This window comes from Chitinophaga sp. 180180018-3 (assembly GCF_037893185.1).
Taxonomy (GTDB): Bacteria; Bacteroidota; Bacteroidia; order Chitinophagales; family Chitinophagaceae; genus Chitinophaga.
Genome location: NZ_CP140772.1, coordinates 2156234 through 2169186, shown reverse-complemented (window position 1 = coordinate 2169186; position 12953 = coordinate 2156234). Strand labels below are relative to the sequence as shown.

Sequence of the window (12953 nt, the reverse complement as noted above, 5' to 3'; positions counted from 1 at the left end):
TCAAAATCAACAACCAGCAGCTGGCAGCCAATAACGGCCGGGCTATTGCTGTTAAATTATTTTCCTGTAATAGTGTGCAGGGAATGGCTTATGATACAAGCTCTCCTTCAAGATCATAGTCAAACGCTTTGGTAATCCTTACTTCCACAAAATCGCCGGGTTTCAGGCGCTTATTCGTGTCGATGATCACTTCGTTGTCGACTTCTACCGAATCGAATTCGGTACGGGCCAGATATCTTCCGGCTTCTTTCTTGTCTACTATTACTTTAAAGATCTTTCCTATTTTCTCCTGGTTTTTCTCCAGGGAGATTTCCTGCTGCACTTCCATTATTTCCTGTGCCCTTCTTTCCTTTTCCTCAGCCGGGATATTATCCTCCAGCTCGTAGGCACTGGTTCCTTCTTCATGGCTGTAGGTAAACACCCCAACCCTGTCGAAACGCATTCTCTCCAAAAAGCCTTTCAGTTCTTCCACATCCTCATTGGTTTCACCGGGGAAACCGGCGATGAGAGTGGTGCGCAAACAAATACCGGGTACCCTGGCACGGATAGCATGCACCAGGTCCTCAATTTCTTCACGCGTGATCTGACGCTTCATGGCTTTCAGCATGGCATTGGAAGCATGCTGCAGCGGCATATCAATATATTTACAAATATTAGGGAACTCGTTCATCACATCCAGGATCTCCATAGGAAACTTGGTAGGATAAGCGTAGTGGAGCCGAATCCACTCCAGTCCTTTTACTCCCGCCAGGGCACGCATCAGATCCCCCAGGCGGCGTGTTTTATACAGGTCCAGACCATAATAGGTCAGCTCCTGTGCAATGAGCATAATCTCCTTTACACCCGATTTCACCAGCTTCTCCGCCTCCAGCACCAGTTCCTCAATGGGCTTAGACACATGGCCTCCCCTCATTAACGGAATGGCGCAAAACGAACAGGTACGGTTACATCCTTCTGCAATCTTCAGGTAAGCATAATGGGAAGGGGTACTTAGTAAGCGCTCTCCTACCAGCTCTGCTTTATAATCAGCATCAAATTTCTTCAGGATCAAGGGCAACTCCATGGTACCGAACCAGGCGTCCACACCGGCAATCTCAGGTTCCAGGTCACCACGATAACGTTCGCTCAGGCACCCGGTAACATACACTTTGTCCAGCTTTCCGCGCTGCTTCAACTCTACCTGCTCCAGGATAGTATTAATGGATTCTTCTTTGGCCTTGTCAATAAAACCGCAGGTATTTACAACAACAATATTGTGGTCGCGTTTAGCACTCTCATGCACCACATCAACATCATTGGCCTTAAGCTGTCCGCTCAATACCTCCGAATCCACCATGTTCTTGGAACAACCAAGCGTAATAATATTAACCTTGTCTTTCTTTAAAGTTTTTGTCTTCAAGCGCGAATGTTTTAAACAAGCGGTCAAGCATTCATTGAGCCGCTACCGCCACGAAGACACACAGACACTGATTGAATTAAACAGCAGACTTACTGTATGTGACTTTGAGTCTTAGTGGGGGTTAGGAAGGTGCAAAGGTAGCAAAAAGAATTGATAATTAGAAATTTATACTAAACAATTGTTGATCAGCCACTTAGCATAAATCACGGATACTTTAGCCTAACGCCTGTATGGCCCTGTCGGCCCGGCTATAAGCCATTTTTCTTTTATAATGAAACCACCATTTCGGGGCCATTTTGATCATCAGATTATTCATTCCCCTTAATCCTACAATATGATAAAGCCCATTGAGTTTATTAACGAGAGATGGGTCAAGGGCACGGAGACTCATCGCAAATCCTCCATCCATATACTCCATGTGATGCCAGTAACCGCCGGGCATAAACATGGTATCTCCATGATTCAATATAGCCGTAAAGCCTTTTGCGTGTTTGAGGGCCGGGAACTGATCCTGGTCCAGCTGCTCACTCCAGTTTACAAAATTAGCTGCACTTTCTACGGTAAAAGGCATGCGGTAAATAAAGGTCGACTGGTTATTTTCCAGCAACAGCACTCTTTTGCGGCCAATAAACTGGGTATGAAAGATATGAGAAAGATCTATATCATAGTGCATATGTGCTACCGAACCGGCTCCCCCGACAAATAACATCGGGTATTTTTTCAGAAACCCTTTGGCCAGCTCATCCGGCCAGGCAAAATCTTCTACCAGCTGGGGAGCATGCTGAAAAATGTTAAAGAGGAAAATACGTAGCGCTACAGGGCCACGCTGTATCATATCCAGATATTCACCGAAAGTAATATAATCATCCGCTCCATTCACCAGGGTGTTCTCTCCTGCTCGTTCATTATTATATACCCCCACCGTCGTGTCACCAACTATCGATTTGAAATAATCCCAGGTCCATTTATTGTAAGCCGGCCATTTTTTGCTCAATCCAGCAGCAGAAATAATAACAGGTTTACGTGGCTCATAGTAGTTCTTCTTGAATTCCTCCGGCGCAATTTCATCAACTCGATCTATTTGTTGTATAATCATACGTACGAATTGTTAAAAAGGGTACAAAAAGGGAACAATTATTCAAATGTAGTAAATGCGGTCTTTTTTACGAAAACAAACGAAGCGGTTTTAAGTTGATAAAACACCGGGCTCCATTTATAGAGCCCGAGCAATAACTATACCTAAAGCAAAATATCGGTAAGCTTCTGGTTAATAATCAAAGAACATTCAGAATATAATAACAATCAATCATTTACACTAAACAGTGTTTCCACAAAAGCTTCTTTGTTAAACACCTGCAGGTCTTCCATTTTTTCTCCTATACCAATGTATTTCACTGGTATTTTGAATTGGTTGGCGATGGCCAGTACAACCCCGCCTTTAGCTGTTCCGTCGAGTTTGGTGATAGCCAGTGCCGTCACTTCCGTTGTTGCCGTAAACTGCCTGGCCTGTTCAAGTGCATTCTGACCCGTTGATCCATCCAGCACCAATAGCACCTCATGGGGAGCATCCGGGATTACTTTCTTCATAACCCTTTTTATCTTACCCAACTCATCCATCAGATGGGCTTTGTTATGCAAACGGCCGGCAGTATCTATTATAATAACATCTGCATTCCGCGCCGTACCACTCTGCACTGTATCAAATGCTACAGCGCCGGGGTCGGACCCCATTTGCTGTTTCACTATGGGTACTCCTACCCTTTCACTCCAGATCGTTAACTGATCCACTGCTGCCGCACGGAACGTATCGGCAGCACCCAGCAATACCGACTTACCGGCTTTCTTGAAGTTATAAGCTAATTTACCTATTGTCGTGGTTTTTCCTACACCATTCACTCCTACTACCATGATTACATAAGGCTTCTTTCCTTCCGGTACATCGAAGTCACGAAAACCACTATCTGGCGCATCTACCAGGATTGCTGCAATTTCTTCTTGCAACATCCTGTTTAATTCACTGGTTCCCAGGTATTTATCTTTAGCCACTCTTTTTTCTATCCTGTCGATGATCTTCACAGTAGTATCTACTCCCACATCCGCTGAAACAAGGGCATCTTCGAGATTATCCAGCACTTCCGTATCTACTGTCGACTTTCCGGCGATAGCGCGTCCTATTTTGCTCAGGAAGCTCTCCTTGGTTTTCTGCAACCCCTGATCCAGATTTTCCTTCTTTTCCCTGGAAAATAGTTTATTAAAAAAGCTCATAGTTAGTTTTATGCAGCTATTAGCTTTGGGCTATTAGCTATTAGTAAATGCAGCGAAGATCAATATCTTATATGTTCTTCGAATATGCAAATATAGATAAGAACCGGCTATTATTGACGGGTAACGCAAAAAGCTGTCCTTTTAAGGGACAGCTTTTCAGTATTATTAGTAAAGCCGAATTACTTTTGGTTAATGTGATCAAGAACTTTGTCCTTGTGCACGATAGCTTCTTTAAAAGTATAAGCACCAGTTTTAGGAGAGCGAACTGCCCGGATTACCTTAGTCCATACTTTAGATTCAGCTGCTGCTTTAGCATCTTTTACTTTCGAGTTCTTTGAAGCTGCTTTTGCCATGGTATTATATTGCTTTTGGTTTAATGGCTATATGGCTGTTTTGCATACCAGCCATTTACCATCCAACAATTATTTATTTAATTTCTTTGTGTACAGTCACTTTCCTGAGAATAGGATTGTACTTTTTCAACTCCAGACGCTCAGGAGTGTTTTTCTTATTTTTTGTAGAGATATAGCGGGATGTTCCGGGTTGGCCAGAAGTTTTATGCTCTGTACATTCCAGAATCACCTGAACTCTATTACCTTTTTTTGCCATTGTGTATTACAAATTAAGTAAGCCTTAGAATTAAATTTCCTGACCAGCAGCACGCAGTTCTTTTACAACCGCATACAAACCTTTTTTATTGATGGTTCTTAAACCATCAGCAGATACTTTCAAAGAAATCCATCTATCCTCTTCTGCCAGAAAAAAACGTTTCTTTTGCAGGTTAGGAAGAAACCTTCTATTTGTCTTAATGTTGGAGAAGGAAACATGGTGACCTGTAATTGGCTTCTTTCCTGTCACCTGACATACTCTTGCCATGATCTAAAAATTTTGGAATGCAAAAGTCCAATTTTTTTATGGATTTTGCAAATATTATTAAATGAATTTATTCACAAAAGCATAAAAAATCTCCGACAAAGGGTTATTGCCCAAAGCGCAAACACAATGCAAAATATTGATAATCATCAGATTATCAGACAAATTTACATCTGTCTTCTTGCTGTAATTATTTTTTACAATAATACTACCAGGCTCCGCAGTACAGCTCCTAACCTTACTGCGTCCAGCACCCTTTGCGGGGCTGTTCCATGCTTTATAACTGCTTCCTCATGAGAGGTAACGCACATTTCACATCCGTTCAATGCTGATACCACCAGGCTCAGCAGCTCGAAAAATTCTTTACCTAATACCGGATTAGCCATAATGCTCATACGGATCCCTGCCGGCGTAACGGTATAGAATTCTTTATTTACAAAATGCCTGAAACGATAAAATACGTTGTTGGCATTCATCAGCGAGGTACAGCTAATCACCTCTGCCACTTCTTTGTCTGTTGCTCCTTCCTGTACAGCCAGCTTTTCGAGGGCTGTCTGCAGCGCCACATGCTTTTCATTTACTGCAACCGCCAGCCCGATCAGATACGCTTCTTTACGGGTAAGTGTAGCTGCTGCTATTGCATTGGACACATTGATTTTCAGATCTTTCAGGTAACGGGCATCTGTGTTTACCAGCGCCTGGAGCTTACCAGATACCTCTGCTGCCGTTAAACCCACTGTTTCCAGGAGTTGTACCGCCGTATCCTGATTTGTAGTTGCAAACATAATATCTAATTTCTTTTATTTATCGGGTTATTTTCAGAAAATAAAATCCCGGTAGGTTTCCCCTACCGGGACCATTTCATGATAATAAAACAGTTAAAAGTCGATTTGATTAAACTGCCAGGGTAGCTTCACCTTTATTCCAGTTGCAAGGGCACAGCTCATCTGTCTGAAGAGCATCCAGTACACGCAGTACTTCTTTCACGTTACGGCCTACAGACAGGTCGTACAGGGAAACCCAACGAACAATACCCTGAGGGTCAACGATGTAAGTTGCACGATAAGCTACTTTTTCGTTAGCTTCCAGGATACCCAGCTCAGTAGCGAGGGATTTGGAAGTATCAGCCAGCATTGGGAACTGCAGGCCACGCAGATCTTCGTGATCTCTTCTCCAGGCAGCATGAACGAATTCGCTATCGGTAGAAGCACCAATCAATACCGCGTCGCGGTCTGCAAAGTCCTGAGCGTGTTTGTTAAATTCGGCGATTTCAGTAGGACAAACAAAAGTAAAGTCCTTAGGCCACCAGAACATTACCATCCATTTGCCGGAGTTTTTCAGTTCTTCAGAAGACAGTTCATAGAACTCTTTACCTTTTTCAATAGATACTACAGCCGTTTTTTTGAATTCGGGAAACTCTGACCCTACGGATAAGATAACATTTTTCATAATTCTATTCTCTTTTTGATTTACAGACTAATGATTTTCACTTTTTGACGCGGCAAAGATCACATTACATTCATTATTATTCAAATAGATTTTAGAAATGTGACATTGATGTTGTCTATATGAAGATGTAAACCCTTAAAAGAAGCAACCCCGGCGCTCCTGCAGGGAGTACCGGGGTTGCATTAAATATTAAATAACAGGTTATTGTACACCAGTTCTGGTATCCCAATACATTTGTTTGCCCCAGAAGTTATCTTTTACCTGGCTAATGGTAGGTCCACTGTTTGTACCATTGAGCGTAGTTTCGCTATTAGGATAAGGCAGGTGGAAAGCTACACGGGTATGGCCGGTATAAGGAGATCCCTTAGCAGCAGGCAGCAAAGGAACGTCTGTTCTTCTGGCTTCAGCCCATGCTTCGTGACCATCTTTAAACAGCGCAATCCATTTCTGCAGGTATATTTTCGTGATGTCGCCATCCCATTTAACACCGGCGCTATTCTTATATCCTTCGGCGCTAACCCCGTTTTCCGCCAGGGAAGCATCGATACCATCGCCATAGGCCTGCTGGGCGCTAACCCCTACATTCCAGCCGTTAGCTGCCGCTTCAGCGAGGATGAATTTCACTTCCGCTACACGCATATACGGTGTAAATCCCTGCTTGTTGTCCCTGAAACGGGCGCCAATTCTGGAATATAGTGAAAGGTTAGGCAACTTTTCATTATCAGGAATACCAATTCCTACGCCACGGAACTTACTATCACTGGCTGGTTTAGCATAAACCGGCATACGAGGGTCATTCAGCTGAGTGAGTGTATTTATCAGTACATCACTTACAGCGTGGTCATCACGACCGCTTTCAAACCTGTCGGCAGCCCAGGGTTCAGTATAAGGTTTACCGCCAGGCCAGTTTAGGAAGGCATTATCGCTATTGTCCTGCATAACCGGGTACTTTTCTGCATTACCTGCAATCTCTTCAATATTTGTTTTGGCAGTGGCCGGATCTACCTTGCTGATACGAATAGCGACCCTTAATCTAAGAGAATTGCAGAATTTACGCCATTTACCTAAATCGCCACTAAACAGGAAGTCCCCATCGCCCAACACATCAGGACTATTTTTCGCAAACAGATCATTAGCAGTTTTCAGATCTGCCAGTAAAGCCGCGTAAATAGCTTTCTGATCATCATATTTTGGCGTAATTACTCCGGAAGCGCCTTTCAGAGCATCAGAGTAAGGAATGTTGCCCCAGGTGTCAGTGGCTATCTGAGTCACAAAGCATTTATAAGTAAGCGCTACCGCCTGCTGATTGATTTTACCGGTAGCGATGGCGTCCTTAATCGTCACCTGAAGGTTATTCAAAACCCTGTAATGATAAGTCCACATATTCTCCATGGTCACTCCTCTGAATACATTGCGAGCTTCATCGATATACTGGATCTTACCCAAATGCCCTCCAAAACATTCAGGCTCATTCATATCACCCCATGAATCCCAAACGGAGTTTCCGTAATAAGCGATCGCGTAAGCCAATGTATTGTTCCCAGGTACTTTCGCCGGAGAATTAGGATTTTCGTTTATTTTGTCAAAGCTCTTGGTGCAACTTCCGCCGGTTATCATCACCAACGCTCCCACCATGATACATTTTGAAAATCTTCTATTATACAGTTTCATAATAATAATTTTAGTTAAATCATAAATCCACTTCGCAGCAATGTTAGAAACTCAGATTTAATTTCAAACCGATGCTTCTGTTTGAAGGAATCTGGTATTCTTCTACACCAAGTGATGTAACATCTGTTCCAAATCCGGTTTCGGGATCAATATGTGACTTGTTGCTTTTATCAACATGCAGGAGCGCTACATTCTGTGCAAACACAGATACTCCGGCGCCCTTCAGCCATCCCCATCTGTTTATCACATTGGCAGGAAGTGTATAGCCAAATTGTATAGTACGAAGTTTTATAAAAGTACCGTCGATGATATCGAACTTGGTTCCGGAGGACGCTCCATCGTAAGAAAGATATTTAAAGGCCTTATCGGCAGCAATCACTTTGGTATTGGGGTTACCACTTGCATCTACAACCTTTCTGTCACCCAATATATCTTTACCGATCACCACTCCTGTTTCACGAATTTTACCGTCGGCAGTAAAATCCATCACACCGGTATTGGCACCAAACATCTGAGTTACACTGAAAATATCTCCGCCCTTTCTCATATCGATCAGGAAGCTAAGATTGAAATTCCGGTAAGTAAATGCGTTATTGATACCACCAAACCAATCAGGAGTTATGTTACCGATAACCTGGTCTTTGGCGAACTTTGGCAATCCGTTTGCGCCCACAACAATGGCACCTGATTTTGGATCTGTTACATAGTCAGCACCTCTGATCACACCATAAGCCTGACCAGGAACGGCACCGATAGTCACCGCCCATGCACTTGCCAGCTGGAACCAATTCAATGTCTGACCAGTATTAGGATCAGTATACAGCTTGTTTACTTTGCTGGCGTTCTTGGCCCAGTTAATGGTCATATCCCAGTTCAATCCATTTTCTTTACGCAGGATTCCTAAGTTCAACTGCAGTTCTACTCCTTTGTTCTGGATCTCACCGGCGTTGATCAGTTTAAAATCTGCTCCGGATGCACCGGAAATACCAACCGGCATAATCTGGTCTCTTGTAGTTTTGTTATAATAAGTCGCATCCAGATTCAGTCTGTTTTCCAGGAAATGTAATTCAGCACCTACCTCTGTACTTTTTGCTCTTTCCGGTTTCAGGTTTTCCGGAGCCAGTGTATATGCTTCATGATACAGGCTTACACCACGGAATGTACCTGGTTGGGGAACAAAGCTTCTGATAAGCTGGTAAGGATCTGTTCCATTACCTACCTCTGCATAGCTTACGCGCAATTTGCCGTAAGTAAAGGCAGATGAATTATTGATTTTTAAAGCGTCACTGAAAATCCAGCTCAAACTGGCTGAGGGATAAAAATAAGAACGGTTGTTGGAAGGCAGTGAAGAGTTCCAGTCGTTTCTTCCTGTTACGTCCAGGTATAACCAGTTGCGGAAGCCAAGTGAAGCCTGTGCAAATACGCTATTAGAACGAAGGTGCGTTTCACGCATGGTATTGATAGGAGATCCCTTTACGTTACCAATGGTGAAAAAGTCAGGAACTGTCAGATCGTTTGCTGTAACAGAAGTGTTTTTATATCTGGCATCCCGGTAGTTTCCACCTGCAGTGTAAGACAGCGAGAAATCATTACCCAGCTTACCTCCACCAGTGGCAATCAGATCCGCGTTAACCTCATTTTGATAAATGCTCCAGTCAGTAAACTGGCCTCCTAACCCGGTCACAAAATTAGCGGTGGTGAGAGAGCTTGTAGTTTGCTTTCTGCTCTCAGAATACCAGTCGGTACCAATACGACCCATCAGGTTAAACCATTTATGGAAGTCGTATGAAACGCTGGCGTAGCCAATCACACGGTTTTTGGTACGACTATTCTGATTCAGATACATACTCAGATAAGGGTTATCATGGTAGTTGGTATTCCAGTTGTAGGGAGAACCTGTTGCAGGGAAGTATGGGTTAGGCATAAACTTCTGCCAGTTATTCTTCAGATCCATAATATCTACCTGGCGTCCGAACCAGCTACCCAATGACTGTAAAGGGTTAAATTCATTATACCCTTGTCCTACGACATTATCATTGAGTGTTTGAATGTAGTTGGCCATTGCTTCCACCTTCAATTTATCGGTCAGGTTCTGTGACGTGCTCAACATGGCAACATACCTGGTCTGGTCTGTATTGGGTATAGTACCCATCTGGCGTTGATGGCCCAGTGCCAGCCTGGTGCTACCCTTGCTGGAGTTGGCCGTCATCGCCACGCTGTTATTGAGCGTGAACCCTGTCTTGAAGAAATCCTTCACATTGTTCGGATGAGAAATCCACGGAGTAGGCGTTCTATTTCCATTAGCATCCAGCGGGCTGTTGTACTGAGGCAATTTCAGACCAATGTCGAGCCTTGGGCCCCAGCTTTCATCCACGCCATCATTTACCCCTTCGCCAAATCCATCTACATAGGCAAATCCGTTCTGCAATGCCCAGTCCTGGTAAGACAGTGGGTTGGTAGGCGTTTCACTCTTATACTGGTTATACCAATATTCACTGCTGGAAGATCCCTGGCCGTATTTATTCTGGTAACGGGGAAGGATATATTGTTTTTCAAATGAAACACCTCCGTTGTAAGTTACCCCGATACCTTTAAATGCGGATTTTCCGGATTTTGTAGTGATCAGGATCACACCATTTCCTGCCCTGTAACCATATAAAGCGGCGGCATTCGCACCTTTCAGGATGGAAATTGATGCTACGTTTTCGGGATCAATATCTGAGAGGCCATTCCCATAATCAACCGCGGTAGGCTGATCCTGGGAAGTATTTCTGATGGCACCCGGTACAACGGTCGTTTGTGGATTGTTGATTGGAATACCATCCACCACAATCAGCGGCTGGTTATTACCAAATGAGTTATAACCACGCAACACAACGCTGGTACTGGATCCGACGGCACCTCCCGTGTTGTTGATCTGAACACCGGCAGCTTTACCTGACAGTGAATTTAAAATGTTGTTTTCGGTTGTTTGAGTCAGCTCTGACCCTTTTACTTCCTGCACTGCGTATCCGAGCGCTTTTTTCTCTCTCTTAATACCTAACGCAGTTACTACTACCTCGCTGATGGTTTTATCTGATTTCGCGAGTGTGAGATTCAGTGTGCTACCTGTCACTGTCACCTCTTTTGTTTCATAGCCAATACCGGAAACCACCAGTACCTGGCCATTTGCTGCTTCCAGTTTGAAAGCACCAGCCGGATCAGTGATAGTACCTTTCGCCTGTCCTTTAAATTGAATGGTAGCACCTATCACAGGATCTCCGTTGGTATCGGTGATCTTCCCTGTGATAAGCTTTGCTTGTCCGATGACGGTTGCTATACATAGGAGCAACATCATTGTTAATAAGAACGGTTTTCTCATAAACGGGTTGTTTTGTTTTAAGTTTAGTTTTAGGTTGTCCGGAATGGACCTGTGCGGAAGCGGATATTTCCTGGCAAGTCGGCCAGTGTTAACTGCGGTTCGATTCTGGTTGAATACCCGATGTGCTGCATTATAGCTATAACGCATAACCTGACATGCACATCAGTGTTAACATTGGTTCGATTTGGTTGAATAGGAATTCCGTGTCCTTTTGTACGGTTCAGTCTGGTTGAATACTATGAATCCTTATTTCTTTTGAAATAATGCGCGGCTGTCCCCAAAAATGTTTCAAATGAAATAAACGATTCAGCGTTAGTCTGATGGTCCATAATTTTGGTTGAATATGTTTGGTTGAAAAGAAATTGCAACATCTGTTAATGGTGTAGTCCACACCTCAATTACATTTAATCACAAGCGAGTTACTGGTTCAAGACATAATATTGTTGTTTTATTCTCATAAACTTTATACTCCAGGTTATTTTATCAACGGGCAATAATCAAACGTTAAACTTTTTCAGAAGCTGGTAGAAGTCTGAATTCAGATTTTGGTTCTATTTCCTCACAACTATAAAAACTTCCCACGATTTCCGTATCCTCAACCGGTACGCCCCTGTCAGCGGATCTGTCTGCTATTTCCCTCTTATCAATTCAACAGGTAATGCTATACCGACATATAGCTGTCGTAAATATAGCTGTTTTTTCAGTTAAACGGCCCAATTTACGGCGAAAAAATTATTCACCTCTTAACATTAAAATGTTATTTCTGCAACAAATTGGCACGTTATTTAGTTATATAGGTGGACTTTTTAAATAACTATAGCATGGAGATGAAGAAAAAATACGTTTTTTTAGTGATCATTACGATTGGACTTGCTTTGATTCCGTTTATTAAAAACAGCATCATTAAACACGATGAATTTGACGCTACCCGAGATCTGTTCATTTAGTGTTTAGCGGGTCCCATTGACCGTATTGAGAGCTACCCCATGCGGGGCCAGGAATTTTTTGTGCCGGTAAAAATTGATGCTGCCGGTATCTTGTATCCTCCCGCAGATTTTCTTTCAACCCAGGATCAGGCTGATTTTGATGCATTGTATCCGATGAGCTCCCGAGGCATTGCCTTGGGAAAACTGTATTACTACTATCGTCAAAATCAGCCTTCCCAGGGATTCTTATCAGGTATTTTCGTTGATCAGATCTCCGAGATCACGGATACCGATCATTTTGGCAGATGTAAACCCTTCTGCATACTCCACTCCCACCATCTTACCCAACATTTTGGCGCGGTAGATAATACTGTCGAAAAAGCCGTCTCCGGAGATATAGGTTTGCGGCTCGTTGTCTTTCGGCGCCAAAAACTGTGAGCTGAATGCCCTGATGGCTTCCAGCTTGCGTTCCATCACTGCGGTAATATCGATCACAAAATCGGGCTCATGATACCGGTCCTGAATGAAATGAAACACCTGCTTTGGGCGCCAGGCTTCCTGCGCCTGCTCATCTATTGCAGTTTCGATTTTTCTCAAACCGGAAAGGAAACAGCTGTCGGCGATCAATTTGGCAGCACGGCCATGATCGGGATGCCGGTCGTCTATTGCGTTAGCCAGCACAATTTCAGGACGGTACTTCCGGATGGCGGTGATGATGGCCAGCTGCTCCTTTGTATCGTTGCGGAAAAAACCATCGGCCAGTCCGAGATTCTCCCTGACTTCCAGTCCCATGATTTTTGCTGCGGCGGTGGCTTCATTTGCCCTTGTTTCCGGGGTACCCCGGGTTCCCAATTCACCTCTTGTCAGATCCACTACGCCCACTTTTTTACCCTTGAGGCCATGTATCATCAACGTGCCGGCACAATTCAGTTCCACATCGTCGGGATGCACGGCTATAGCCAGTATATCCAGTTTCATATGCTGTTAATTATTGAGGTGCAAAGATGGG

Annotated in this window: 11 protein-coding genes; all 11 read right to left on the bottom strand. The window is 43.7% G+C overall.

Features of this window, described 5'->3' with window-relative positions; all coding sequences use genetic code 11:
• Positions 1-88: 88 nt before the first annotated feature.
• Positions 89-1399 (bottom strand): 30S ribosomal protein S12 methylthiotransferase RimO, encoded by a 1311-nt coding sequence (rimO, locus tag UNH61_RS08830; RefSeq protein WP_326991719.1) that lies wholly within the window; start codon positions 1397-1399, stop codon positions 89-91.
• A 214-nt stretch (positions 1400-1613) separates the two neighbouring features.
• The gene (locus tag UNH61_RS08825) at positions 1614-2495 is read right to left on the bottom strand and encodes a cupin-like domain-containing protein (protein ID WP_326991718.1); all 882 of its coding nucleotides are present in this window, start codon (positions 2493-2495) and stop codon (positions 1614-1616) included.
• A 206-nt stretch (positions 2496-2701) separates the two neighbouring features.
• Entirely contained in the window at positions 2702-3664 is a 963-nt protein-coding gene (gene ftsY / locus UNH61_RS08820; protein ID WP_326991717.1) for a signal recognition particle-docking protein FtsY, read from the bottom strand.
• A 179-nt stretch (positions 3665-3843) separates the two neighbouring features.
• Complete coding sequence (locus UNH61_RS08815; RefSeq protein WP_326991716.1) at positions 3844-4017, bottom strand: DUF4295 family protein; 174 nt, start codon at positions 4015-4017, stop codon at positions 3844-3846.
• Positions 4018-4090: 73 nt separating this feature from the next.
• Complete coding sequence (rpmG, locus tag UNH61_RS08810) at positions 4091-4273, bottom strand: 50S ribosomal protein L33 (RefSeq protein WP_012790733.1); 183 nt, start codon at positions 4271-4273, stop codon at positions 4091-4093.
• A 30-nt stretch (positions 4274-4303) separates the two neighbouring features.
• On the bottom strand, positions 4304-4540 hold the full coding sequence (rpmB, locus tag UNH61_RS08805) for a 50S ribosomal protein L28 (RefSeq protein WP_326991715.1): 237 nt from the start codon (positions 4538-4540) through the stop codon (positions 4304-4306).
• Between the two features lie 194 nt (positions 4541-4734).
• Positions 4735-5322 (bottom strand): carboxymuconolactone decarboxylase family protein, encoded by a 588-nt coding sequence (locus tag UNH61_RS08800; protein WP_326991714.1) that lies wholly within the window; start codon positions 5320-5322, stop codon positions 4735-4737.
• Positions 5323-5431: 109 nt separating this feature from the next.
• The gene (locus UNH61_RS08795; protein ID WP_326991713.1) at positions 5432-5986 is read right to left on the bottom strand and encodes a peroxiredoxin; all 555 of its coding nucleotides are present in this window, start codon (positions 5984-5986) and stop codon (positions 5432-5434) included.
• A 201-nt stretch (positions 5987-6187) separates the two neighbouring features.
• Positions 6188-7657 (bottom strand): SusD/RagB family nutrient-binding outer membrane lipoprotein, encoded by a 1470-nt coding sequence (locus UNH61_RS08790; protein WP_326991712.1) that lies wholly within the window; start codon positions 7655-7657, stop codon positions 6188-6190.
• A 43-nt stretch (positions 7658-7700) separates the two neighbouring features.
• Positions 7701-11018 (bottom strand): SusC/RagA family TonB-linked outer membrane protein, encoded by a 3318-nt coding sequence (locus UNH61_RS08785; protein ID WP_326991711.1) that lies wholly within the window; start codon positions 11016-11018, stop codon positions 7701-7703.
• Positions 11019-12193: 1175 nt separating this feature from the next.
• Complete coding sequence (gene bshB1, locus UNH61_RS08780) at positions 12194-12922, bottom strand: bacillithiol biosynthesis deacetylase BshB1 (RefSeq protein ID WP_326991710.1); 729 nt, start codon at positions 12920-12922, stop codon at positions 12194-12196.
• Positions 12923-12953: the final 31 nt, after the last annotated feature.